Raw genomic sequence first — 24096 nt, 5'->3', positions numbered from 1 at the left:
CGGTGCTCGGTGCGAAAACGCACAGACCACAAGCGGCTTCCGTCGGAAAGTGGCATCACCATCCACAAGGAGACCGCCATGAACACCTCATCTCGCACCACTTCACGTTGGCTCGCCCTGGCCGCATCGCTGGCCCTGGCCGCATCGCTTGCCGCCTGCGGTGGCATGACCCGTCAGCAGCAGAACACCGCGATCGGCGCAGGGGTTGGTGCGGTGGGTGGTTCCGTGCTCACCGGTGGCAGCACCATCGGCACGCTGGGTGGTGCTGCCGTGGGCGGCATCATCGGCAACCAGGTCGAACCCAAGAAATAAGGGCTTCCATCCCAAGCGCACGCGGGCATCAGCCGCCCGCGCGCTTGACCACATGGCCCGCGGCCTGCAGCGCGGTCATCACGCGTTCCACGTGATCGCCCTGCACCTCGATCACGCCGTCCTTCATCGTGCCGCCGGAGCCGCACGCGGCCTTCAAATGCTTGGCCATCGCGGTCAAATCGGCGTGGTCGAGCGCCAGACCCTTCACCAGGGTGACGGCCTTGCCGCCGCGCCCCTTCGTTTCGCGCAAGACCCTGACCACGCCATCGCCCGCAGGCGTCATCTGTTGTTGGCGGCACCGGCACTGCGCGACCGGCTGGCGACACGCCGGGCACATGCGACCCGCTTCGGTGGAGTACACCAGCCCACCGGTTGAGAGCTTGTTCTTCATGGCTGGAGATGGTAGCGGGCGCTACACTGCTCCGATCCATGCCATTCATCGCCCTGGGCCTAGCGCCCGCCCTTGCCCACGCCGCTGCCGAGCTCGGCTTCTCCACACCCACTCCGATCCAGGCCGAGGCGATTCCGGCCGCGCTGTCCGGTGCCGATCTGCTGGCCACCGCCCAAACCGGCTCTGGCAAGACCGCTGCCTATGCCCTGGCCCTGCTGCAAGGGCTTCAGCGCCACACCGCGTCTGCCGGGCGAAAGCCGGTGCGGGCGGTGGTGCTGGTGCCCACGCGTGAACTCGCAGCGCAGGCGGGCGAAGTGGTGCGAAACCTGGCGCAGCAGCTGCCGGTGCGACCCAAGGTGGCCGTGGCGTTTGGGGGCGTCTCGATCAACCCGCAGATGATGGCGCTGCGCGGCGGAGCCGACGTGGTGGTGGCCACGCCTGGCCGCCTTCTCGATCTGGTGGACCACAACGCGCTGGAACTCAACCAGGTGGAATATCTGGTGCTCGACGAAGCCGACCGCCTTCTCGACCTGGGCTTTGCCGAAGAACTGGGGCGGGTTCTCGCGCTGCTGCCGACGAAGCGCCAGAGCCTGTTTTTCTCCGCCACCTTTCCGGCCACAGTCCAGGCCCTGGCTGACAGGCTGCTCGTTCGACCCATCCGGATCGACCTGCCGCCCGCCGAGCCCATGCCCGAAGCGCTGGTCCTGCAAAGAGCCATCCTGGTCGACAGCACGCGGCGCGCCACGCTGCTGCGCCACCTCATCCAGGAACACGACTGGCAACGCGTGCTGGTGTTCGTGGCCACCCAGCACGCGGCCGAACGCCTGGCGGCAAAGCTCCACCGGGGCGACCTTTACGCCACCTCTTTCCACGGCGGCCTGAGCCAGGGTGCTCGTGAGCAGGCGCTGGCCGAATTCAAGGAAAAGCGCTGGGATGTGGTCGTGACCACCGACCTGGCCGCGCGCGGCATTGACATCGCATCGCTGCCTGTGGTTGTGAACTTCGATCTCCCGCGCTCCGCGGTGGATCACGTCCACCGCATCGGTCGCACCGGCCGTGCTGGCGCGGGGGGCGTGGCGCTGAGCCTGGTGAGCCCGGGCACACTGGCCCACTGGCGCCTGATCGAAAAACGCCAGGGCATGAGCCTGCCGCTGGAGGTGTTGCAAGGTTTCGAACCGACCGAAGCAGAGCCTCCCCCATCACCGGGAGGCGGCGGCGTCAAAGGACAGAGGCCGAGCAAGAAAGACAAACTGCGCGCGGCCGCGGCCGCGGCCGCTGCAGCCACCCGCAAGGCGACGTGAGAAGACTGCCTAGAGTCGGGCGAGAAGCCGCGGCACGTTGACCAGCACTTTCACCTCGCCGGGCGGCAGGCTGGCCTTGATCTCGAATGCGGCGTCCTGCGTGTCGCGCAGCGCAGGTTCGCCCAATGGCAAGCCTTGGCGTCCGACGATGGCAAACACCAGCGGCGCATGCGCCCTGGCGCCCCGCCTGACCACCACCCCCAACTCTCCACTGGCCAGGCGCACGTAGCTGCCGGGTGGGTAAAAGCCGATGTGCTTGATGAAGAGCGCCCCCAATGGATCGGGTTGCTGGTCCGGCCCCAGATACAGCTCGCGCGCCACCTGTTGCGACAGAAGGCCGCCCCGGCCCTGGCGGGGACTCAACCGGGCCACATAGCCATCGGCCATCTGCAGAAGGCGATGGGCGGTTCCCGCAATTCGCCTGCCTGCCGGGTAGCCGGTACCGTCAGGGCGCTCGTGGTGCTGCTCCACCAGATCCAGCCACGCAGCGTCCGTCACACCCAGCCGCTTCAAGACTGCCAAACCCGTCAGGGGATGCTCGCGAACCGCCTGCTGCTGGGCGTCCGACAGTGGCTGAGCCTGGCGCGCCATGGCATCGTGGGTGCGTGTCATGCCGATGTTCATGCACAGCGCCGCCCGAAAAAGCGATGCATGGTCTTCACGAGCCACGCCAGCGGGAGATGCCAGCAAGGCGCAAAGGCCGGCCGACAGCATCGCGTGCGTGGTGCTGTAGCCCACGCGCACATCGAACAGCAACTGCACCAGCACCAGCATGCTTTCGTCCGGGTTATCGCACCAGAGCCGTTCTGCGCGTTGCGCCAGGCGTTCGATACGCTCCGGGAACTGCCCGGCACCCTCCCCCTGGTGCAAGAGGGTGGCCAGCGACGCGTGCAGGTCCGGCCAGACCTGGTGCGCACGACCATCGTCATGCGCAGCGGCTGATCGCACTTCGACCATGTGGGTCAAACCGGCAATGCGACTGATGGATTCGTTGCTGCGCACCAGACGGTCGAGTTCGGCCGTGTAGCTGTACGACCAGGCCTGCCAGTCGCTCTCGCGCACCATGGGCGCGTGCAGCATGAGATGGCCGCGGTGCTGTTCAGAGGTAATGGGTTCGCCCTTGCGCAGCAGCAGCACACCCTTCGGATCCCACACATTGACGGGAACCGGCTGGTTCAGTGCGATCACTTCCAGGGGCAGCGGCTTGTACATCCCGTCAATCTAAGCGGCATCCCACCCCGCGAAAGCGCCGATAAGAAGCAGAAAAGCCTGCAAGTTCAAGAACCTGCAGGCTTTCTGGGTCTGGTGGGCGGTGCAGGGTTCGAACCTGCGACCCCTGCCGTGTGAAGGCAGTGCTCTACCACTGAGCTAACCGCCCGATTGATCTGGACCGATCTTTCGGAAGCCTCAGATTATAGCCAGGTTTCTCAGGCCCACTGGCTCACTGCAGCGAGCGCCACAGGGTCCTGCCCTTGCTGGCCTTGTCCAGATCGGCCAGCAGCGCCTCGTGCGCCTGGGCTTCCTGCGGGTTGGCCAGCAGCACGGGCAACTCGAATCGGCTCAGGTCCACCTGTTCAGCCACACCGCCCTCACCCGGGCTGTCACCCAGGTCTATGAGCAGGGCGTCCTGCCCGCGCGTCATGTTGATGTAGACGTCGGCGAGCAACTCGGCGTCCAGCAGGGCGCCGTGAAGGGTGCGGCCGGAGTTGTCGACGCCCAGCCGGTCGCACAGCGCGTCCAGGCCATTGCGCTTGCCAGGGAACATTTCCTTGGCCATCACCAGACTGTCGGTCACGTGCCCAATGACGGTGTGGATCGGTGCCCTGCCCAGGCGCTGCAGTTCCTTGTTGAGGAAGCTGATGTCGAACGGTGCGTTGTGGATGATCAGCTCAGCATCTCGCAGGTAGTCGAGCAATTCGTCCGCGATCGCCGAGAACTTGGGCTTGTCCTTCAGAAACTCGTTGCTGATGCCGTGCACCTTGAGCGCGTCTTCGTGGCTGTCGCGCTCGGGGTTGACGTAGAAGTGCAGGTTGTTGCCGGTGAGCTTGCGATTGAGCAGCTCGACGCAACCGATCTCGATGATGCGATCGCCATTGTCGGCAGACAGGCCGGTGGTTTCCGTATCAAGGACGATCTGGCGCATCAGTGGTTTTCCTTGGCGTGGTTGATCGAGTACTTCGGAATCTCGACCGTCACATCGGCCTGCGCCAGCAGCGCCTGACACGACAGGCGCGAGTTGGGCTCCAGGCCCCAGGCGCGATCGAGCAGGTCCTCTTCCGTCTCGTCCAGATCGTTCAGGCTGCTGAAACCTTCTCGAACGATCACGTGGCACGTGGTGCACGCGGCGCTCATGTCGCAGGCGTGCTCGATGTTGATGTGGTTGTCCAGCAAGGCTTCGCAGATCGACGTGCCCGAAGGCGCCGTGACGGTGGCGCCCTGCGGACAGTATTCGGGATGGGGCAGGATCTTGATCGTGGGCATGGGGTGTTTTTCAGACTTCTTCGAGCTTCTTGCCGGACAGCGCCTGCTGGATGCCGCGGTTCATGCGCAGCGCGGCAAACGACTCGGTGCCCTTGGCCAGCGCAGTGGTGGCAGCTTCGATGGCTGCGGCGTCTTCACTGCCCGCGATGTCGGCCAGCGCGGCCATCAACTGGTTGATCTGCTCAAGCTCTGCAGGGGCCAGCAGGTCGGCATCGGCCGTGAGCGCGGTGCGGGTGGCTGCGATCATGCGATCGGCATCCACACGCGCCTCGACCAGCGCGCGCGACTGGATGTCCTGCTCGGCGGTGGCGAAGCTGTCCTGCAGCATGGCGGCGATCTGCTCGTCGCTCAGGCCGTAGGCGGGCTTCACATCCACGTTCGCTTCCACGCCGCTCCCCTGCTCTCTCGCGCTGACCGAGAGCAAGCCATCGGCGTCCACCGTGAACGTGACGCGAATGCGTGCCGCGCCCGCCACCATGGGCGGAATGCCCCGCAGCTCGAAGCGCGCGAGACTGCGGCAGTCGGCCACCAGGTCGCGCTCGCCCTGCACCACATGCAGGGCCAATGCCGTCTGGCCATCCTGGTAGGTGGTGAAGTCCTGGGCGCGTGCGGTAGGGATGGCGCTGTTTCGCGGCACGATGCGCTCGACCAGGCCGCCCATGGTCTCGATGCCCAGCGAAAGCGGGATCACGTCCAGCAGAAGCAGGTCGCCCTCGCGGCTGTTGCCGGCCAGTGCGTTCGCCTGGATGGCGGCGCCCAGCGCCACCACCTCGTCGGGATTGAGGTTGGTCAAGGGCTCCTTGCCGAAGAAAGTGCCCACCGTTCGGCGAATCACCGGCATGCGCGTGGAACCACCGACCATGACCACGCCTTTCACGTCGTCCTTGGTCACGCCGGCGTCGCGCAGCACCTTGCGCACGGCGGTCATGGTGCGCGCGGTCAGCGCGTCGGTGCAGGCCTCGAGATCGGCCGGGGTGACGGTGTGCTCGATGCTTCCACCCGCCAGCTGGACGCGAAAGGTCTCGCCGCTCGAGGACGACAGCATTTCCTTCACGCGCCGCGCCTCGGCGTGCACGGCGGCGCGCCCCGAAGGATCGAGGGCGGCATCCACCCCCACCTGCGCGAGCACCCAGGCCGCCAGCGCCTGGTCGTAGTCGTCGCCACCCAGGGCGGAATCGCCACCGGTGGCCATGACCTCGAACACACCCTGGGTGAGACGCAGGATGGAAATGTCGAACGTGCCGCCGCCCAGATCGTAGATGGCATAGACGCCTTCGGAGCCGTTGTCCAGGCCGTAGGCAATGGCTGCTGCGGTGGGCTCGTTGATGAGGCGCAGCACGTGGATGCCAGCGAGCTGGGCGGCGTCCTTGGTGGCCTGGCGCTGGGCGTCGTCAAAATACGCCGGAACCGTGATGACCGCACCAAAAAGCTCGTCATCAAAACTGTCTTCTGCACGAAAGCGCAGCGTGGCAAGAATCTCGGCGCTCACCTCCATCGGCGTCTTGCGGCCTGCCACCGTTTCCACCACCGCCATGCCGTCCTGGTCGACCACGCTGTAGGCCAGCCTGTCGACGTCCCCCACCTGCGCGCGATGGCGGCCCATGAGGCGCTTGACCGAACTCACGGTGTTGGCGGGATCCTGAACCTGCGCGGCCAGCGCGTCGTAGCCGATCTGCCGGCCCGAACCACCCTGCGACGCTTCCAGGTAACGCACCACGCTGGGAAGGATCACGCGCCCATCGGCGTCGGGCAGGCACTCGGCAATGCCGTGGCGCACAGCGGCCACGAGCGAATGGGTGGTACCCAGGTCGATGCCCACGGCCACGCGGCGCTGGTGGGGATCGAGGGATTGGCCGGGTTCGGAAATCTGCAGGAGCGCCATGGATCGGGATTCGATTCGGAGACAGGAGACAACCCGCTATTGTCCCAGCACTTCGATCCGGTTCTCCACATCCGAGGCAAAGCGCTCAACGAACATAAGGGCTCTGACCTGGCCGGCCAATGCAGGCCAGTCCTGCCGGTCGTCGGCGAGGGATTGCAGCTCCATCTGCATCGAGCGACGCGTGGCGGCCACCTCATCGGCCATGCGCTCCAGATCGGCGAGGTCGCTGGCCTCTTCCAGGTCTTCGCGCCATTGCATCTGCTGCATCAGGAATTCATGCGGCATCGCCGTGTTGTTCTCGGCCTCGATCGGAGCGCCATGCAGTTCGCACAGGTAAGCTGCTCGCTGCAGGGGATCCTTGAGGCGTTGATAAGCCTCATTGATGCGCACCGACCACTGCATGGCCTGCCGCTGCGACTGGGCGTCGGAGGTGGCGTGGCGGTCGGGATGAACCTCGCGTTGCAGGAGCTTCCAGCGCTCGTCCAGCGCGGTGCGATCGACTTCGAACCGCGGCGACAGGCCAAACAACTCGAAGTCGGTGGATTGCAGATTCAGGTTCATGGAATGCAAAAGCCGCCGGCACTGGACAGCACGGGCGGCTTGAACTGGGTGCGGACAACCATCAGATCCGGAAGCTCTCGCCGCAGCCGCATCGGTCGCGCTCATTCGGGTTGTTGAAGCGGAAACCTTCGTTCAGGCCCTCGCGCACAAAGTCGAGCTGCGTGCCGTCGATGTAGGCCAGGCTCTTGGGATCCACGAGCACCTTCACGCCGTTGTCCTCGAAGACCACGTCTTCAGGCGCAATCTCGTCGGCGTACTCCAGCTTGTAGGCCATGCCCGAGCAACCGGTGGTCTTCACGCCCAGGCGCACGCCCACGCCCTTGCCGCGCTTGGCGATGTAGCGGTTGACGTGCCGTGCGGCGGCTTCAGAGATCGAGATGGCCATGGACGCGGGGATCAGTTGACGTGTTTCTTGCGGTAGTCGTCCACCGCGGCCTTGATGGCATCTTCGGCCAGGATGGAGCAATGGATCTTCACGGGAGGCAAGGCCAGTTCTTCGGCGATCTGGCTGTTCTTGAGCGCAGCGGCCTGGTCCAGCGTCTTGCCCTTGACCCACTCCGTCACGAGCGAGGACGATGCAATGGCCGAGCCGCAGCCGTAGGTCTTGAAGCGCGCGTCCTCAATCACACCCGTCGTCGGGTTGACCTTGATCTGCAGCTTCATCACGTCGCCGCAGGCCGGTGCGCCCACCATGCCGGTGCCCACGGAGTCGTCACCCTTTTCGAATGAGCCGACATTGCGGGGATTCTCGTAGTGGTCAACGACCTTTTCTGAATAAGCCATGGTATTTCTCCTTCAATGCGCTGACCACTGGATGGTGGACAGGTCAATTCCGTCTTTGAACATTTCCCACAGCGGGGACAACTCGCGCAACTTGGCCACGTTTTCCTTGATGGTGGCAATCGCGTAGTCGATCTCTTCCTCGGTCGTCCAGCGGCCGATGGTCATGCGCAGGCTGCTGTGGGCCAACTCGTCGCTGCGACCCAGAGCACGCAGCACATAGCTGGGTTCCAGACTGGCCGAGGTGCACGCAGAACCCGACGACACCGCCAGACCCTTGATGCCCATGATGAGCGACTCGCCCTCGACATAGTTGAAGCTCATGTTGAGGTTGTGCGGCACGCGACGCGTCTCGTGACCGTTGATGAACACCTCTTCCACATCCTTGAGACCAGCGACCATGCGATCGTGCAGCGCCTTGATTCGCTCGTTCTCTGTGTGCATCTCCGCCTTGGCGATCCGATAGGCCTCGCCCATGCCGACAATCTGGTGGGTGGGCAACGTGCCCGAGCGCATGCCGCGCTCGTGACCGCCACCGTGCATCTGCGCCTCGATCCGGATGCGTGGCTTGCGACGCACAAACAAGGCGCCGATGCCCTTGGGGCCGTAGGTCTTGTGCGAGGTCAGGCTCATGAGGTCGACCGGCAACGTCTGCAGGTCGATGTCCACGCGGCCCGTGGCCTGCGCCGCGTCGACGTGGAAAATCACGCCCTTTTCGCGGCAGATGGCGCCAATGGCCGCAATGTCCTGCACCACACCGATCTCGTTGTTCACGAACATGACCGAGGCCAGGATGGTGTCGGGACGGATCGCGGACTTGAAAACTTCCAGATCCACCAGTCCATCGGCCTGCACATCAAGGTAGGTCACTTCGAAGCCCTGACGCTCCAGTTCCCGCATGGTGTCGAGCACGGCCTTGTGCTCGGTCTTCACCGTGATCAGGTGCTTACCCTTGCTCTTGTAGAAGTGCGCCGCGCCCTTCAACGCCAGGTTGTTGGACTCGGTGGCGCCGCTGGTCCAGACGATTTCGCGCGGATCCGCGCCGATCAGTGCGGCCACCTGTTCACGGGCAGTCTCCACGGCTTTCTCTGCTTCCCAACCCCAGGCATGACTGCGCGACGCCGGGTTGCCGAAATGCTCGCGCAACCAGGGAATCATGGCGTTCACCACCCGCGGATCACACGGGTTGGTGGCGCTGTAGTCCATGTAGATGGGGAAGTGCGGAGTGCTCATGGCTTGCGTGAATGGGTTCGGAAAACGATGGCTCTTACTTCGTGGACAGCGCGGCGCCGCCCAGGGCGAACACCGAATTCGGCGCATTCACCCGAATGGGTTTGACCACCGGCGCGCTGGAAATGGCGCGCTTGATCATCGGGGCGTTTTCCACCACCACACCCTTGGCAAGTTGCTCGTCCACGAGCGATTGCAGGGAAACCGAGTCCAGGAAATCCACCATCTTGGCGTTGAGCGCAGCCCACAGTTCATGGGTCATGCAACGATGACCTTCACCCAGGCAGTTTTCCTTGCCACCACACTGCGTGGCGTCGATGGGTTCATCGACCGACACGATGATGTCGGCGACGGTGATGTCGGCCGCCTTGCGGCCAAGGGTGTAGCCCCCACCGGGTCCGCGGGTGGATTCCACCAGTTCGTGGCGACGCAGCTTGCCGAACAGTTGCTCCAGGTACGAGAGCGAAATCTGCTGGCGCTGGCTGATCGCAGCAAGCGTGACGGGGCCGTTGTTCTGGCGCAGGGCCAGGTCAATCATGGCGGTGACCGCAAAGCGGCCTTTGGTCGTGAGGCGCATTTCAAGCTCCTTGAGGTGTTGGCTTGACCGTCGTGGTACGGCTCAGAGGTCGGCTTGCGCCGTCTCGAGCCCCTTCTCCACCCACCCCGACCCTTGAGGGTCTGTTGTCGAAGGCTTTCCCGACTGTTTTCGTCGAGTATACCCTAAAACCCAGTGATCTGGTCGGCATCTTAGCGGGGTCGGGCCGTCTGTCCAGGACAAACTCCCATTGCGACCATGTGGCCACAATGGAGACTGATCAGTTCAAGTCGCGGCAGTTCCCTCAGCCCGGCAGGTTTTCGCGCCCCGCGGCGCCAAACACCTGGGCCTTGAGACGTCCGAGCTGATCCCGGACACCTGCTGCCTTCTCGAACTCGAGGTTGCGGGCGTGTTCAAGCATGAGCTTCTCCAGCCGCTTGATTTCCCGCGCCACGTCCTTCTCGCTCATGTCGTCGATGCTGGCGCGGTGGGCACTCTCGGCGGCCAGGCGATCGGCCTCCTTGCCCGCCTTCTCGCTGTACACACCGTCAATGAGATCCTTGATGCGCTTGTTGATGCTGCGCGGCTCGATGCCCATCGCGAGGTTGTGTTCGATCTGCTTGGTTCGGCGACGGTTGGTCTCGTCCATCGCCTTCTTCATCGAATCGGTGATTCGATCCGCATAGAGGATGGCGCGCCCGTTCAGGTTTCGCGCCGCCCGTCCAATGGTCTGGATCAAGCTGCGCTCGGATCGCAGGAAGCCTTCCTTGTCGGCGTCCAGGATGGCCACCAGCGACACCTCGGGAATGTCGAGCCCTTCGCGCAGCAGGTTGATGCCAACCAGCACATCGAACGAGCCCAGGCGCAGATCGCGCAGGATCTCCACGCGCTCGACCGTGTCGACGTCGCTGTGCAGGTAGCGCACTTTCACGCCGTTCTCGGTCAGGTAGTCGGTCAACTGTTCGGCCATGCGCTTGGTGAGCGTGGTGATCAGCACGCGCTCGTTCTTTTCCACGCGAATCCGGATTTCCTGCAACACATCGTCGACCTGGTGGATGGCGGGACGGACCTCCAGTTCGGGATCCACCAGGCCGGTCGGACGGACCAACTGCTCCACCACCTGACCCGCGTGGGTCTTTTCATAGTCGGCCGGCGTGGCCGACACAAAGACCACCTGGCGCATGCGCTGCTCGAATTCCTCCAGCTTGAGGGGCCGGTTGTCCAGCGCGCTCGGGAGACGAAAGCCGTATTCCACCAGCGTGGTCTTGCGCGCCCTGTCGCCGTTGTACATGCCGCCGAACTGGCCCATGAGCACGTGGCTCTCGTCCAGGAACATCAGCGCGTCCTTGGGCAGGTAGTCGGTGAGGGTGGAAGGCGGCTCGCCGGGCGCGCTGCCCGCGAGGTGGCGCGAATAGTTCTCGATGCCCTTGCAGTGACCCACTTCGCTGAGCATTTCCAGGTCGAAGCGGGTGCGCTGCTCCAGCCGCTGCGCCTCCACCAGCTTGCCCTCACCCACCAGTTGCTTCAACCGGTCTGCCAGTTCCAGCTTGATCGCCTCAACCGCATGCAGCACCTGCTCGCGCGGGGTCACGTAGTGGCTGCTCGGGTAGACCGTGAAGCGAGGGATCTTCTGCCGCACCTTGCCAGTGAGCGGGTCGAACAGCTGCAGGGTCTCGACCTCGTCATCGAAGAGTTCGATGCGGATCGCCATTTCGGAGTGTTCCGCAGGAAACACATCGATGGTGTCGCCTCGCACGCGGAACTTGCCACGGGAGAAGTCCTGCTCATTGCGCGCGTACTGCATGCGCACCAGTTGGGCGATCAGGTCGCGCTGGCCGATCTTGTCCCCAGTGCGCAGCGTCATCACCATCTGGTGGTAACTCTCGGGTTTGCCGATGCCGTAGATGGCCGAGACGGTGGCCACGATCACCACGTCACGCCGTTCCAGGATGCTCTTGGTGCAGGAGAGGCGCATCTGCTCGATGTGCTCGTTGATCGCGCTGTCCTTCTCGATGAAAAGGTCGCGCTGCGGCACGTAGGCCTCAGGCTGGTAGTAGTCGTAGTAGCTGACGAAATACTCGACCGCATTCTTCGGGAAGAACTCGCGGAACTCGCTGTAGAGCTGAGCGGCCAGGGTCTTGTTGGGCGCGAACACGATCGCGGGGCGGCCCAACCGTGCGATCACATTGGCCATGGTGAACGTCTTGCCAGAGCCGGTCACGCCGAGGAGGGTCTGGAACACCTCGCCGTCGTTCACACCTTCCACCAGCTGGCGAATGGCCTCGGGCTGATCGCCGGCTGGCGGGTAGGGCAGGAACAGCTCGAAAGGTGAGCCGGGGAATTTCAGGAACTCGCCCTCCGGGGGCGATTCGCCTTGCCCTTCAGGCAGCGGGTCTTTGGGCGTCGGCGGCAGTGTCGTCTGGGGCATCGGACGATTGTGCCGGATGGTTGCGGTCAGCATCGGCCCTCGGTCTGCGCACGCCCGGCTTGGCCAGGATTTCCACGTAGGCCTGGTCGCCGCCTTCGCGCGCCACAGCATCCAGATGAGCGATGAGGGTGGACAGGTGCACCACCTCGGCGGCGTCTTTCGTCACGCCGAAGCGGCAATCGAAGTCCAGAAAGTCCGCGCCCTCGGGCAAGTCACGACGACGCTCTCGCTTGAGGTATTTGCGGATCTCGTGCTTGACGGCTTCGAGCACCCGGTCGCGATGACGGCCTTCTTGGGTCAAGGGGAAGATTTTTCTCATGGCGGTCGGTCGCGCGCTGTGCGGTCGTGTCTGGGATGAAGGGCGCGATTATGCGCGCCAAGGTATCCTAGGTTGTCCATGCAGCAGCCCCGCGAACAACACCCCACGCCCGACAAGGACGAAATCGCCTTGCTCGACCCCTTCGAGCGCCTGGACCTGGACCGCATCACATTGGTGAGCACGGGTGCGCAGGCGCGCGAAGCCTGCGCTGCACTGACCGACCACGCCGTGTGGGGCTTCGACACCGAGTCCAAGCCCACCTTCGTGAAGGATCAGGTCTCGGACGGGCCGCACATCGTGCAACTGGCCACCCTGGAGCGAGCCTGGGTTTTCCAGCTGCAGGATCCGGCCTGCCTCATTCAGGTGGCCGGCCTGCTGGCCGATGGCCGTCACACCAAGGCCGGATTCGGCCTGGGCGACGACACCCGGCGCATCGTCAGCAAGCTCGCGGTGGAACCTGCCGGTGTGCTCGAACTCAACACGGTGTTTCGCGCCCGCGGGTACCGCAAGGACATGGGCGTGAAGGGTGCCGTGGCCGTGCTGTTCAACCGCCGGTTCATCAAGTCCAAGAAGGCTGCCACGTCCAACTGGGCCAATCCCCGGCTCACCGAAGCCCAGCTCATCTATGCCGCCAACGACGCCTGGGCCGCTGCGCGCGTGCACGAGGCGCTGGGACTCGACTGACACTCAGCGCCGTCGCAACGGTGTCAGGAGTTCGCCCAGGCCGTTGTGGTCAATCTCGTGCATCAGAGCCAGCAGCCGACCGATTTCGCCGGGCGGAAAACCCTCGCGCGCAAACCAGTTCAGGTAACTGCCCGGCAGATCGGCGATAGCGCGCCCCTTGTGCTTGCCATACGGCATTTCCACGCTCAAGAGGCGCTCCAGATCGTCCGGCTTCATGTCTGGCTGTGCTGCCCGAACGCCTCAGAGCGCCTGCCGCAGGCGCCGCACACCGTCCTCGATCTTGTCAACGCCCACTGTGGCAAACGACAAACGCAGCGTCGAGAGATCGGGCTGGCTGGCGTAGAACGGGGCGCCGGGCACAAAGGCCACGCCCTTCTCGATCGCGCGCTTCGCCAGTTCACCACCGTCCTTCACCTTGCCGCCCGCACCCGTGAGGCGGGCCCACACGAACAGCCCGCCCTGCGGTTGCACGAATGAGATGGCGTCGCCGAGTTCGCGTCGCAGCGCGTCACCCATGGCGGTGGCGCGCTCGGCATAGACCTGGCGCACCCGTGCCAGCGTGGCGGGCATGCGGCCGGCCTTCAGGTATTGCGCTGCGGTGGCCTGCGCAAACGTGCTGGTGTGTGCGTCGCTAAACTGCTTGCACATGGTCGCCTTGCCCAGCAGGTCCGCTGGCCCCACCATCCAGCCCACCCGCAGGCCAGGGCTGAGCACCTTGCTGAGCGAGCCGCAATGCACGAGGCGTTCGCGGCTGCCCGGCACGCTGGGGCTCAGCGCGAGCAGGCTGGGCGGCGGCGCGTCGCCGAAATACAGGTCTCCATAGGGGTCGTCCTCCACGATCAGCGTGTCGTGCTTCACCGCCATCTCCAGCACGCGCTGGCGCCGCGCCAGGCTGAGCATGGCGCCACTGGGGTTGCCGAAGGTGGGGATGAGATAGACGAACTTGGGTTTGTGTTGCTCGATCAGCTTTTCCAGCACGTCGGTCTGCACGCCGTCACCGTCCACCGGCGCGCTGATGAGCTCGGCGCCGTAGAGGCGGAAGCACTGGATGGTGGCAAGGAACGTAGGGCCTTCGACGATCACCTTGTCGCCAGGCGATATGAGGGTCTTGCCCAGCAGGTCCAGTGCCTGCTGGCTGCCGGTGGTGACGATCAGGTCGCTGGCACCCACGCCCTGCGCACCCTTGCTGGTCATGAACGCGGAAAGCTGTTCGCGCAGCGGCTGGTAGCCCTCAGTGGCGCCGTACTGCAGCGCCCCGCCCGCTTCTTCGGTAAGCGCGGCATTCACCGCCTCCCGGATGCCCTCCACATCGAACATCGCGCTGTCGGGGAAGCCTCCTGCAAAGCTGATGATGCCCGGCTTGCCCAGCAGCTTGAAGAGCTCGCGGATGGCAGAGGTTTCCACGTTGTTGAGGCGGTCGGCAAAAGGAACGGTGAAAGACATGTCGGTTGCTCGCTTGAAGTCGGGAGAGATAGCCAGCCCGCATTGTCGCCAATTCATTGGATAGACTCAGCGCCGATGAACGCCGCCGCCATCGAAGCCTTCTTCTCCACCCTGAAAGCCGCCAACCCGCACCCGCAGTCGGAACTCGAATACACCACCGTGTTCGAGCTGCTGGCCGCCGTGCTGCTGTCGGCGCAGGCCACCGACGTGGGCGTGAACAAGGCCACCCGCCGGCTGTTTCCCGTGGCGAACACCCCGCAGGCCATCCTGGACCTCGGGCTGGAAGGACTGGAGGGCTACATCAAGACCATCGGCTTGTTCCGCAGCAAGGCCAGGCACCTGATGGAGGCGTGCCGCATGCTCGTGGAACGCCATGGCGGCGAGGTGCCGGACACGCGTGAGGCGCTGGAGGCCCTGCCCGGTGTGGGCCGCAAGACCGCGAACGTGGTGCTCAACGTGGCGTTCGGCCAGCCCACCATGGCGGTGGACACGCACATCTTTCGCGTCGGCAACCGCACCGGCCTGGCGCCGGGGAAGAACCCGCTGGCGGTGGAGCAGCAGCTCATCAAGCGGGTGCCGCCCGCCTACGCGGTGGACTCCCACCACTGGCTGATCCTGCACGGGCGCTATGTGTGCCAGGCGCGCAAGCCGCTGTGCCCGCGATGCTCGGTCATCGCGTATTGCGACTTCCGGCACAAGACGCAGGCCATGGCGTCAGAGCGCCAGTGACGTCCAGCCCCCGGGCTCGGGCGCTTCCTTGGGCCACTGGCTCGCGTCCCGTATGTGCGGGCTGCCGCTCTCCACGATGTGGCGTGCCGCGCGGATCACGCCGGCGTGCGTGATCCACAAGACATCGTTCGAAGGTGAGGGGCGCAGATCCGCCAGGGCGGCGGCCACGCGGTAGAGCAATTGCTGCGTGCTCTCTGCGCCACCGAAGCGGTGGTGCGCGAAGTCGGCCATCCATTCGTCGAACGCGCTGCGTGGAATGTGTTCCCAGGGCTTGAGTTCCCAATGGCCGAAGTCCATCTCGTTCAGCCGCGTGTCGATACGAGCGGCTTGAAGGTCAGGCCTTTCCCCCTGCAGGGCGCCAGCCAGTTGCTGCGCGCGCAGCAGGCCCGACACCCGGACGGGCGTGCCCGCGGGCAGCAGCGGGGCCATGGCCCTGGCGGCTTCCCGAGTGAGCGACACGTCGGCCGTGACGTCGCTCGATCCGTAACAGAGGCCAGGGGTCAACAGGACCTGCGCGTGGCGCAACAGCCAGAGCTTCATACCAGCACCGGCAGGGCCAGCGCCGCGCCCAGGTAGAACAGCACTTCGCTCACCTGCTGGGTCGCGCCCAGCCCATCACCGGTGAAGCCCTGCAGCCGTCGGTGCAGCAGGCGCCACATCCCGCCGAGCGCCAGCAGCGAGCCCAGCACGGCCAGTGCCCAGAGCCCCAGGGCGGGCAAGCGCCAGAACACGAATGCCAGCGCCAGCGTCCACCACACCAGGCCGGCCAGCAAGGCGCCGTTGGTGATGTGCTCGGCCAGCGGTTTGCTTTTGCTTTGCGGCGTGTCGCCCACATGCGGCAAGGTGCGGATGATCACCAGCGGCAGCGCGCGGGAGGTGACGTGTGCCGCGAACAGCGCCAGCACGGCCAGCGTCGTGTCGACCTGCGCGAGCAGCGCCAGCAGCGACACCTTGGCCATCAGCACCAGCACCAGCGCAACAGCGCCATAGCTGCCAATGCGCGAGTCCTTCATGATCTCCAGCGCGCGAACGCGGTCCACGCTGCCCCCCAGGCCATCGGCCAGGTCGGCGAGACCGTCCTCATGGAACGCGCCCGTCAACCACACGCTGAACACCGTGCTCAACACCGCCGCCAGCCACGGGGTGGCCGGCACATCCGGCAAGGCGACAAGAAAGGCGGTCAACACCAGTGCGCTGGACCCACCCACGATCCAGCCCACGCCAGGAAAATGCGCCGCGCTGGCGCGAAGCATCGCCGGGCTGAAACCCACCCAGTTCGCCAGCGGGCCTGTGACGGGAATGCGGGTGAAGAACTGCACAGCCAGCAGGAAGTGGCGAATGAACAAGGTCATGTCTGCAGCGGCTCCTGCGTCCCGCTGCGGGAAACGCCGGCGGCCTCGAAGCTGGCCATCTCGCGCAGCAACCCACAGGCACTCACCAGCAATGGCCACGCCAGCGCAGCGCCCGAGCCCTCGCCCAGGCGCAGACCCAGGTCGAGCAGCGGCTCGGCCTTGAGGTGCGCCAGCATCAGGGCATGGCCGCGCTCACCCGAACGGTGGGCGAACACGCAACGCTGCAACACGTGTGGCTGCAGCTTCGCCGCCACCAGCACGGCCGCACTGGCGATGAACCCGTCGACCACGATCACACGGCGTTCCACCGCGGCCTGCTGCACCGCGCCCACCAGCGTGGCGATCTCGAAGCCGCCGAAAGCCGCCAGGGCTTCCAGCGGCGCGCGGGCCTCGGCATGCAGGGCGAGCACTTCGCGCAGCACCTCGATCTTGCGCACCACGGCATCGGCGTCCAGCCCGGTGCCCGCGCCGGTGACATCGGCCACCACCAGCCCACCCAGTCGCGCCAGCAGCATGGAGGCAGCCGACGTGTTGCCGATGCCCATTTCGCCCAGCAGGAGCGCGTTGCCTGGCAGGCCGCTCACCACGTCGCGCCCGTTGCAGATGGCCGCCTCGCACTGCGCCGCGCTCATGGCAGGGCCCGCCAGTGCGTCGGCCGTCCCGTGCGCAACCTTGCGGATGAGCAGCCCGTCCCGAGGGGCGAAATCGTGGTTGACGCCGCAGTCCACCACGGTGAGGCCGATGCCGTGCTGGCGCGCGAGCACACTCACCGCGGCGCCGCCGGCCAGGAAGTTCTCCACCATCTGCCAGGTCACGTCGCTCGGGTAGGCCGATACGCCGCGCGCGGCCAGGCCGTGGTCGGCGGCACACACCAGCATCTGGGGATCCCGCAACTGCGGCTGCGCGTCGCCCAGGATGGCGCCGACGCGCACGGCCAGCGCCTCGATGCGGCCCAGCGAACCCACCGGCTTGGTCTTGTTGTCCAGTGCGCGTTGCAGCGCCGCAGCGAGTTGGGCGTCGTGGAGATCGGGAACGTTCATGGTGCGGGCTCAATGAGTTGGTCGAGCACGCCGGGCTCGAAATGCCGTTGGATGAAATCGGCCAGACCGTCGAACACCGTCTCCAGCGTGGGCGCGGTGGCACCGAACAGGGCGTGGAGCACGCGCGGGTCTTCGAACAGCCCATGGAGGTACACGCCGAGCACGTTGCCTGCGGCGTTCTGCCAGCCCAGGCCGCCCGGCAACACTTCGTGCGCCAGGTCGCCGGCGGCCGCCATGGCCGGGTGCTGGGCCGTCTGGCCGTGATGGATCTCGTAGCCGGCAACGTCCACGCCCGAGAGCATGTCCCAGCAACCTCTGACCTCGCCGAATGCCACCCTGGCGTGCCGCACGGTCTTGTCGCGCTCGAACTGGGTGACCAGGGGCAGGAGACCGAGCCCGGGGGCGTTGCCGTCGATGCCGTGAGGGTCGATCAGCGCCTCGCCCAGCATCTGCAGGCCGCCGCAGACGCCGAGCACCGCACCGCCTTTCGCCGCGTGCGATGCGATGGCCAGATCGAGCGCCTGCGCGCGCAACCAGGCCAGATCGGCTGTCGTGGCCTTGCTGCCCGGCAGCACGATCCAGTCGGCCGCGGCGCAATCGGCGGGCGTGCGCGCCCAGACCAGGCGCACCCCGGGCACATTCCTGGGCGGCTGGAACTCGTCGAGGTTGCTGATGCGCGGATAGGCGATCACCGCCACGGTCCGGGTCACGGCTCCTGCGGCTCGCGTGCGGTCGTCGAACACCCCATCCTCTTCCGGCAGGCCGTGCTGCCACCACATGGGCAGTGTGGCCACCGTGGGCACACCGGTGAGCTCTTCCAGCTGCTGCGGCGCCGGGGCGAGCAGGCTGGCGTCCCCACGAAAGCGGTTCAAAACGAAGCCCTGGATGAGCGCGCGCTCTCCAGGCGGCAGCAGCGCCCAGGTGCCATAGAGATGCGCGAACGCGCCGCCGCGGTCGATGTCGGTCACCAGCAGGCAGCGGGCGTTCGCATGCAGGGCGACGCGCATGTTCACCACGTCGCTCTCGTGCAGGTTGATCTCGGCCGGGGAACCGGCACCTTCGATCACCACCACGTCGTTCTCTTCCCGCAAGGCGTCGAGCGCAGCGGCCAGTTGCGGCCACACATGCCGGCTGCGGCCGCGCCAGGGCATGGCTGAGAGGTCTTCGCTCACCTGCCCCATCAGGACCACCTGGCTGCGGGTGTCGGCTTCCGGCTTGAGCAGCAGCGGATTCATGCGCACATCGGGTTCAGCGCGCGCGGCCAGCGCCTGGAAGTACTGGGCGGAGCCGATCTCTCCACCCTGCACCACACGGGCGTTGTTGCTCATGTTCTGCGCCTTGTACGGCGCCACCCTCAGACCCTGGCGCGCGTAGTAGCGGCACAGCGCCGTGGTGAGCCAGCTCTTGCCCGCGCCGCTGGTGGTGCCCAGCACCATCACGCAGCGGGCCGTCATGCCGCCGTCTCCGTCTGCGCCAGCAGGGCCACGCGCAAGGCGGCCTGCGCCGGTGGCGACTGCACGCTCAGGCGCCAGTACCCTGGCAGGCCGAAGGATTGCGCATCTCGCAACTTGATGCCATGGGCGCGCAGCGAGGCCTGGTCAATGGATCGCGCCGCCCTGCCGCAGAAATAATTGGCATCGCTCGGCAGGCAACGCCAGCCCAGTTCCAGCAGCAGGTCCACCTGGTGGATCTTCCAGCGTCGAAGCTGTTCGCGGCTGCCGGCCAGCCAGTCTTGCGCTGTCGGCAGCACCCAGGCGCGCAACAGCGCCATGGCGTGGGCGCCGATGGGCCACGACGGGGCGAGTCGTTCGAGTTCGAGGACGTCGCTGCGCGAGCGCACCGGCGCAATCGCATAGGCACCGCGCACGCCTGTGAGGCCCATCGCCTTGTTGGGCGTCCAGAGTTGCCACACCGCATCCAGCGCTTCACCTTTCATGCTGCAGGTCCCCTGCAGGCGCAGTGGCTCGTAAGCCAGATCCAGCACGACCACGGTGTCGCCCGTGAGCACGCGTTGCGCCAACGGCTCGGCCACGCCCATCGGGCTGCTCGGCTCGCACACCCACGCCAGGTGGGCGTTCTCCGGGGCGCCCGCGGGCCCGAGTCGCCAGGCGTTGGCGGCCGCCGCGTAATCCCCGTAGGCCATCTCGGGCAGCCACACGCGCTCCCCACCGTCGCGCGCCACCCAGGCGGTGATGCGTGCGATGAACTCACTGGCGCTGGCGGCGAGCACCACGCGCCAAGCGTCCACGCCATGGAAGCCGGCCAGCGCTTCGCGCAGCGCGGTGTAGGTGGGGTCCGGGTAATGGCGGGCATCGGCCTGCTGCACCGCCTGCAAAACCGGCGGGCAAGGTCCGCAGGCATTGGCATTGGTGGAAAAGTCCCATCGTGGCACGCCCAGATGGTCGGGGCCCCCATGCGTGATCGTCATGGCTGTGTCATCCAGCAGAGCGTGGCCGCCAGCCCCGCGCCGACAGCCAGCAACACCACCACACGCCCGGCCAGCTGGACCGCGCGTTGCGTGTCTGCAGCCTGTGCGGGACGGCCAGCGGGATGCAGCACGTAAACGCCCGGCTTGGCCAGGCGCACGTCCAGTGCCAGCGCCATGGCGGCCATGGGCCAGCCGCTGTTGGGCGACGGCGTGCGCCGGGCCTGCACGGGCCAATCGCGCCACGACCGCGGCGCGCCCAGCAGTCCGAGCAGTGCGCCGGTGATGCGGGCAGGCAGCCACGACAGCACGTCGTCGGCCCGCGCCGCCCACTTGCCGGCCCAGGTCCAGTCGATGCCATCGCGCTGGCCGCGGTAGCCCCACATGGCATCGGCGGTGTTGGCGAACCGGTAGAGCGCCGCGCCCGGCAAGCCGGCGATGGCGAACCAGAACAGCGGTGCCACTACCGAATCGTTGAGGTTCTCGGCCAGCGATTCGATGGCGCTCTCGCGCACCTGCGCTGCATCGAGCGAACCGACATCGCGGCTCACCAGCCAGGACAGGCGCTCGCGCCCTTCGGCCAGCGATTGCGCCAGCGCAGCTTCCACGGCGCGTACTTCGGAGCGCAGCATGCGCCAGGCGAGCAGAGGCTTGAGCAGCACGCCCAGCGCCAGCGCCTGCACCCACCACACCCACTCCCCGATCAGCCAGGACGCCCCCAGCGACAAGCCCATCACCATCGCCGCACCGAGCCACCACGCCGCCGCGCCGAGCACAAAAGGCCGCAGACGCATCGACCCGGCACTGGTGCCGACGCGTCGACCCATGTACGACAGGTAGCGTCCCATGCCCACCACGGGATGCCAGCGCGCGGGCGGCTCGCCGAACATCCGGTCCACCGCGAGCGCGACCAGCACGGCCAGGGGCCATGTGATGGCAGAGGCGTGCAGTTCGGCCCACATGATGGATGGCGATCCTAGTCTTCAATGCCGCGCTGGGCGGGAATGCCGGCCTTGAACGCGTGCTTGACGAGCGTCATCTCGGTCACGGTGTCCGCCAGCTCGATGATTTCCGGCGGGCAGCGCCGACCCGTGATCACGACGTGCACATGCCGGGGACGCTCCCGCAGCGTCTGCAACACATCGTCCAGCGGCAGCCAGCCGTAGATCAGCGGGTAGGTGAGTTCATCGAGTGTGACCATGAAGTGTTCGCCACCGAGGATGGCCGCGCGCGCCTTCTGCCAGCCATCGCGCGCCAGCTGTGCAGAATGTTCGAGGTCCTGGCTCTTCCAGCTGAACCCGTCGCCCAACCCTTCTATGGGCAGTCCCAATTGTTCGAAGACGCGGTGCTCACCAAACCGCGCCGAGGGCACCTTCATGAACTGGAAGATCTTCACCAGCTTGCCATGCACATGCGTGCGGCCGAAGGCGCGCAGCGCCAGGCCGAAGGCCGCGGTGCTCTTGCCCTTGCCGTCGCCGGTGTGCACGATCACCAGGCCGCGGCGTTCGCCTTCGGGCTTCTCGTAGCGCTTCTCGGTGGGGGGCGTCTCTATCTGCATGACGTGGTCCTTGCATTCATCGGGGCAGCGCGACCCACTGGTCGCCCAGCGGATGGATCGCGACGCGGTGGTCAAACACCTCTTCAAGGGCCTGGTGGGTGGCCGGGTCGTCACAGGCACCCTGGTGGAGCACACGGCCGTCGGCCAGCACCACCATCTGGTCGGCGTGCAGTGCCATGCCGATCTCGTGCAGCACGCTCACCACGGTCTTGCCCTTGGACACCAGTTGGCGCACCAGCAGCAGCCAGTCGGCCTGGTGCGGCGGGTCCAGGTTGGCCAGGGGTTCGTCCATCAGGAGCACGTCGGCATTGACCGCCAGCAGGCGCGCGAGCAGCACGCGCTGGCGCTCACCGCCCGACAGCGCGCCCAGCGGCCGGTCGCGCCAGGCCCAGGCCTGCGTGGCGCGCAGGGCCTCCTCCACGGCCGCGCGGTCGGCCTCCGAGGGTGGCGCCAGCCAGGGCTGGTGCGGCAGTCGGCCGAGCATCGCCACGTCCCACACGCTGAGATCGTCGGCGCCCTGCTCGCCCTGCCCCAGCCATGCCAGCCGGCGCGCCCGCTCACGGCCACGCCACTGCGCGAGCGGCCGGCCCAGCAGCAGCACGTCACCGCTGTGGGGCAGCAGCCCCGCCATCGCCTTGAGCAGCGTGGACTTGCCCGCGCCATTGGGCCCTACCACGCTGGTCCAGCGCGCGGCGGGCAGGCTCACGTCGATGCCATGCAGCACCGGCGTGCCGCCCAGCGACACGCCGATGCCGCGTCCCTGAACCGCCGCGCTCACAGCGCACTCCCCGGTTGCCGCCGACGGTGCATCAACCACAGCAGGTAGCTGCCACCCAGCACCGCCGTGAGCACGCCCACGGGCAGTTCCTGCGGCGCGATCACCCAGCGGGCCAGCACATCGGCCGTCATGAGCAGGAGCCCACCCATGAGAGCGCTGAGCACCACCAGCCGGCCATGCGTGGTCTTGACCATGGAACGCACCAGATGGGGCGCGGCCAGTCCCACGAAAGCGATGAGACCGGTCTGAGCCACGGCCGCACCCGTGGCCATGGCGAGCACCGCCACCAGCACGACGCGCACGGCCGCCAGCGGCAAGCCCAGGCTGATGGCGGTGGACTCGCCCAGCGCGAGCCCGTCCAGCACGCGTCCCAGCGACGACGCCACCAGCACCGAGGCGAACAACATGCCGGCCATCACGCCGCAGGCGGCCCAGCCGACAAACCCGGTGCTGCCCAGGGTGAAGCCCTGCATGGCCTGCAGGATGTCGGGCGCGGCGATGGTCACCAGATCGCGCGCCGCGCCCAGCACCACGCCCACGATGACACCGGCCAGCAGCAGGCGCAGCGTGTGCTGCACGCCCTTGGCCAGGGCCAGCGTCAGCACCACGCCGAGCACGGCACCGGCAAACGCGGCTCCGGTCAGGCCCAGTCGCACCAGCCACTGGGTGGCAAAGGGAGACGTGCCGAACAGCGCAAGCGCCAGCGCAACGCCCAGCGCAGCGCCCGAGGCGCTGCCCAGCAGGTAGGGATCGGCCAGCGGGTTGCGGAACAGCCCTTGCGCCACGGCGCCTGCAAGGCCCAGCAGACCCCCGGCCACCCACGCACCCAGCGTGCGCGGCAGGCGGATGTCCCAAAGGATCTGCCAGGCCACGGCATCGTGCCGCGCGTTGAGCACGCTGTCGAAGCCGGTGCTGCCCACGCCCGCGCCCAGCAGCAACATGGCCAGCGCCAGCAGAACAAGGCCGGCGCCCAGCCACAGACTGCGCTTCGCACCCGTCATGGCGCTCCCTTGCGGGAAATGCAGCGAGCCATCACGCGGGCGGCTTCGGCCATGCGCGGGCCCGGCCGCACCAGCACGTCGGACTCTTCTGGTGTGAACACGCAGATGTGCCGCCCTCGAATGGCGCGCAGCCCCGCCCAACCCGGCCGCTGTTCCATGCCCTGCACGTTGCGCGAACCGATCATGATCAGGTCGGGATTGGCGCGCACCACGTATTCCGGGTTGACGCGCGGAAACGGTCCGAGCTGTGGCTCGACGATGTTCTGCACGCCCAGCCGCGTCATCATCTCGCCTATGAAGGACTGCTGGCCAGCCGCGTAGCCGCCGCTGCTCACCTCGTAGTACACGCGCAAGCCGCGCGCACTCGCCGGAAGCGATTGCGCCGCCGCGGACACGCCGGCATCGATGGCGCGCCAGATGCGCAGGGCGTCCGGCACCTCGAGCAACTGTCCGAGCAAGCCCATCACGCGCTGCGCGTCGCGCGAGGTGCGGGGCTCCAGCGCCAGCACCTTCACGCCCAGCGATTCCAGCCGCTGCACCCCACGCGACGAGGTCGCCATCAGCACCACATCCGGCTTCAGGGCCACGATCGCTTCGATGTTCGGGTCGATGCCGCCACCGGTCTGGGGCAGGTGGCGAACCGACTGCGGAAAGTTCGAGTACCGGTCCACGCCGACCAGGCGTTCACAGCGCCCGAGTTCGCAGACCGTCTCCGTGAGCGAAGGCAGCAGCGAGACGATGCGCTGCGGCGACTGGGCCAGCAGCACGGTGACACCCCGGTCGTCGGTGATCTGCAGCGGCGCGGCGTGCAGCCCCACCACGAAACCACCGCACATGAACAGAACGAACCACCGAAGCCGCGTCAA

28 protein-coding genes and 1 tRNA gene are annotated in these 24096 nt (G+C 66.7%); 4 read left to right on the top strand and 25 right to left on the bottom strand.

The window, feature by feature from the left end; translation table 11 throughout:
- Positions 1-78 precede the first annotated feature (78 nt).
- A complete protein-coding gene (locus ACTIEY_RS08610) occupies positions 79-312 on the top strand; it encodes a glycine zipper 2TM domain-containing protein (RefSeq protein ID WP_439518700.1) in 234 nt (77 codons plus the stop codon).
- Positions 313-340: 28 nt separating this feature from the next.
- Here the strand turns inward: ACTIEY_RS08610 and ACTIEY_RS08605 are convergent, their stop codons facing one another.
- Positions 341-703: a translation initiation factor Sui1 gene (locus ACTIEY_RS08605; RefSeq protein ID WP_439518699.1), complete on the bottom strand. Its 363-nt coding sequence runs from the start codon at positions 701-703 to the stop codon at positions 341-343.
- Positions 704-741: 38 nt separating this feature from the next.
- On the opposite strand from ACTIEY_RS08605, the gene ACTIEY_RS08600 reads away from it, so the two are divergent.
- A complete protein-coding gene (locus tag ACTIEY_RS08600) occupies positions 742-2004 on the top strand; it encodes a DEAD/DEAH box helicase (protein WP_439518698.1) in 1263 nt (420 codons plus the stop codon).
- Positions 2005-2013: 9 nt separating this feature from the next.
- On the opposite strand, the gene ACTIEY_RS08595 is transcribed toward ACTIEY_RS08600, so the two are convergent.
- The 12 genes from ACTIEY_RS08595 to ACTIEY_RS08540 all read right to left on the bottom strand — a co-directional run bounded on the left by ACTIEY_RS08595 (position 2014) and on the right by ACTIEY_RS08540 (position 12220).
- A complete protein-coding gene (locus tag ACTIEY_RS08595) occupies positions 2014-3216 on the bottom strand; it encodes an HD-GYP domain-containing protein (RefSeq protein WP_439518697.1) in 1203 nt (400 codons plus the stop codon).
- 91 nt (positions 3217-3307) lie between these two features.
- A tRNA-Val gene (locus ACTIEY_RS08590) sits at positions 3308-3382 on the bottom strand.
- Positions 3383-3445: 63 nt separating this feature from the next.
- Complete coding sequence (gene dnaQ, locus ACTIEY_RS08585) at positions 3446-4147, bottom strand: DNA polymerase III subunit epsilon (RefSeq protein WP_439518696.1); 702 nt, start codon at positions 4145-4147, stop codon at positions 3446-3448.
- On the bottom strand, positions 4147-4485 hold the full coding sequence (fdx, locus tag ACTIEY_RS08580; RefSeq protein WP_439518695.1) for an ISC system 2Fe-2S type ferredoxin: 339 nt from the start codon (positions 4483-4485) through the stop codon (positions 4147-4149). Before fdx ends, dnaQ begins: the two co-directional genes overlap by 1 nt.
- 10 nt (positions 4486-4495) lie before the next feature.
- Positions 4496-6367: a Fe-S protein assembly chaperone HscA gene (gene hscA, locus ACTIEY_RS08575; protein ID WP_439518694.1), complete on the bottom strand. Its 1872-nt coding sequence runs from the start codon at positions 6365-6367 to the stop codon at positions 4496-4498.
- Between the two features lie 36 nt (positions 6368-6403).
- The gene (gene hscB, locus ACTIEY_RS08570; RefSeq protein WP_439519427.1) at positions 6404-6922 is read right to left on the bottom strand and encodes a Fe-S protein assembly co-chaperone HscB; all 519 of its coding nucleotides are present in this window, start codon (positions 6920-6922) and stop codon (positions 6404-6406) included.
- Positions 6923-6989: 67 nt separating this feature from the next.
- On the bottom strand, positions 6990-7313 hold the full coding sequence (gene iscA / locus ACTIEY_RS08565) for an iron-sulfur cluster assembly protein IscA (RefSeq protein WP_291127139.1): 324 nt from the start codon (positions 7311-7313) through the stop codon (positions 6990-6992).
- An 11-nt stretch (positions 7314-7324) separates the two neighbouring features.
- Positions 7325-7711, bottom strand: a complete 387-nt coding sequence (iscU, locus tag ACTIEY_RS08560; protein ID WP_382324333.1) for a Fe-S cluster assembly scaffold IscU — start codon at positions 7709-7711, stop codon at positions 7325-7327.
- 12 nt (positions 7712-7723) lie between these two features.
- Positions 7724-8941: an IscS subfamily cysteine desulfurase gene (locus ACTIEY_RS08555; RefSeq protein WP_439518693.1), complete on the bottom strand. Its 1218-nt coding sequence runs from the start codon at positions 8939-8941 to the stop codon at positions 7724-7726.
- A 34-nt stretch (positions 8942-8975) separates the two neighbouring features.
- On the bottom strand, positions 8976-9515 hold the full coding sequence (iscR, locus tag ACTIEY_RS08550; protein WP_428289450.1) for a Fe-S cluster assembly transcriptional regulator IscR: 540 nt from the start codon (positions 9513-9515) through the stop codon (positions 8976-8978).
- A 262-nt stretch (positions 9516-9777) separates the two neighbouring features.
- Positions 9778-11901 (bottom strand): excinuclease ABC subunit UvrB, encoded by a 2124-nt coding sequence (gene uvrB / locus ACTIEY_RS08545; protein ID WP_439518692.1) that lies wholly within the window; start codon positions 11899-11901, stop codon positions 9778-9780.
- Positions 11855-12220, bottom strand: coding sequence for a DUF6172 family protein (locus tag ACTIEY_RS08540; protein ID WP_439518691.1), 366 nt, complete (start codon positions 12218-12220; stop codon positions 11855-11857). The genes uvrB and ACTIEY_RS08540 overlap by 47 nt, the downstream gene beginning before the upstream one ends.
- A gap of 78 nt (positions 12221-12298) precedes the next feature.
- On the opposite strand from ACTIEY_RS08540, the gene ACTIEY_RS08535 reads away from it, so the two are divergent.
- On the top strand, positions 12299-12904 hold the full coding sequence (locus ACTIEY_RS08535) for a 3'-5' exonuclease (RefSeq protein ID WP_439518690.1): 606 nt from the start codon (positions 12299-12301) through the stop codon (positions 12902-12904).
- 3 nt (positions 12905-12907) lie between these two features.
- Here the strand turns inward: ACTIEY_RS08535 and ACTIEY_RS08530 are convergent, their stop codons facing one another.
- Positions 12908-13120 (bottom strand): DUF3820 family protein, encoded by a 213-nt coding sequence (locus tag ACTIEY_RS08530; protein ID WP_439518689.1) that lies wholly within the window; start codon positions 13118-13120, stop codon positions 12908-12910.
- 24 nt (positions 13121-13144) lie between these two features.
- Positions 13145-14347: a PLP-dependent aminotransferase family protein gene (locus tag ACTIEY_RS08525; protein WP_439518688.1), complete on the bottom strand. Its 1203-nt coding sequence runs from the start codon at positions 14345-14347 to the stop codon at positions 13145-13147.
- Between the two features lie 75 nt (positions 14348-14422).
- On the opposite strand from ACTIEY_RS08525, the gene nth reads away from it, so the two are divergent.
- Complete coding sequence (nth, locus tag ACTIEY_RS08520; RefSeq protein WP_439518687.1) at positions 14423-15076, top strand: endonuclease III; 654 nt, start codon at positions 14423-14425, stop codon at positions 15074-15076.
- Here the strand turns inward: nth and ACTIEY_RS08515 are convergent.
- Genes ACTIEY_RS08515 through ACTIEY_RS08470 form a run of 10 tightly spaced genes read right to left on the bottom strand, consistent with a single transcriptional unit; the run spans position 15062 to position 24066 of the window.
- Positions 15062-15616: a histidine phosphatase family protein gene (locus ACTIEY_RS08515; protein WP_439518686.1), complete on the bottom strand. Its 555-nt coding sequence runs from the start codon at positions 15614-15616 to the stop codon at positions 15062-15064. The two genes, nth and ACTIEY_RS08515, sit on opposite strands and share 15 nt — an antisense overlap.
- Entirely contained in the window at positions 15613-16428 is an 816-nt protein-coding gene (locus ACTIEY_RS08510; RefSeq protein ID WP_439518685.1) for an adenosylcobinamide-GDP ribazoletransferase, read from the bottom strand. Before ACTIEY_RS08510 ends, ACTIEY_RS08515 begins: the two co-directional genes overlap by 4 nt.
- Positions 16425-17468 carry a nicotinate-nucleotide--dimethylbenzimidazole phosphoribosyltransferase gene (gene cobT / locus ACTIEY_RS08505; protein WP_439518684.1) on the bottom strand — a complete coding sequence of 348 codons (1044 nt, stop codon included), beginning with the start codon at positions 17466-17468 and terminating at the stop codon, positions 16425-16427. Before cobT ends, ACTIEY_RS08510 begins: the two co-directional genes overlap by 4 nt.
- A complete protein-coding gene (locus ACTIEY_RS08500) occupies positions 17465-18922 on the bottom strand; it encodes a cobyric acid synthase (protein ID WP_439518683.1) in 1458 nt (485 codons plus the stop codon). Before ACTIEY_RS08500 ends, cobT begins: the two co-directional genes overlap by 4 nt.
- The gene (locus ACTIEY_RS08495; RefSeq protein ID WP_439518682.1) at positions 18919-19896 is read right to left on the bottom strand and encodes an aminotransferase class I/II-fold pyridoxal phosphate-dependent enzyme; all 978 of its coding nucleotides are present in this window, start codon (positions 19894-19896) and stop codon (positions 18919-18921) included. Before ACTIEY_RS08495 ends, ACTIEY_RS08500 begins: the two co-directional genes overlap by 4 nt.
- Positions 19893-20855, bottom strand: a complete 963-nt coding sequence (gene cbiB / locus ACTIEY_RS08490; protein WP_439518681.1) for an adenosylcobinamide-phosphate synthase CbiB — start codon at positions 20853-20855, stop codon at positions 19893-19895. The genes ACTIEY_RS08495 and cbiB overlap by 4 nt, the downstream gene beginning before the upstream one ends.
- A 14-nt stretch (positions 20856-20869) precedes the next feature.
- Positions 20870-21451, bottom strand: a complete 582-nt coding sequence (cobO, locus tag ACTIEY_RS08485) for a cob(I)yrinic acid a,c-diamide adenosyltransferase (RefSeq protein WP_439518680.1) — start codon at positions 21449-21451, stop codon at positions 20870-20872.
- A 16-nt stretch (positions 21452-21467) separates the two neighbouring features.
- On the bottom strand, positions 21468-22229 hold the full coding sequence (locus ACTIEY_RS08480) for an ABC transporter ATP-binding protein (protein WP_439518679.1): 762 nt from the start codon (positions 22227-22229) through the stop codon (positions 21468-21470).
- Positions 22226-23230, bottom strand: coding sequence for a FecCD family ABC transporter permease (locus ACTIEY_RS08475; RefSeq protein ID WP_439518678.1), 1005 nt, complete (start codon positions 23228-23230; stop codon positions 22226-22228). Before ACTIEY_RS08475 ends, ACTIEY_RS08480 begins: the two co-directional genes overlap by 4 nt.
- Complete coding sequence (locus tag ACTIEY_RS08470; protein WP_439519426.1) at positions 23227-24066, bottom strand: ABC transporter substrate-binding protein; 840 nt, start codon at positions 24064-24066, stop codon at positions 23227-23229. The genes ACTIEY_RS08475 and ACTIEY_RS08470 overlap by 4 nt, the downstream gene beginning before the upstream one ends.
- Positions 24067-24096: the final 30 nt, after the last annotated feature.

This window comes from Hydrogenophaga sp. (assembly GCF_051858985.1).
Classification (GTDB): domain Bacteria; phylum Pseudomonadota; class Gammaproteobacteria; order Burkholderiales; family Burkholderiaceae_C; genus Hydrogenophaga.
The sequence above is the reverse complement of the archived record's forward strand: the minus strand, read 5'-3'. Positions and strand labels throughout refer to the sequence as shown.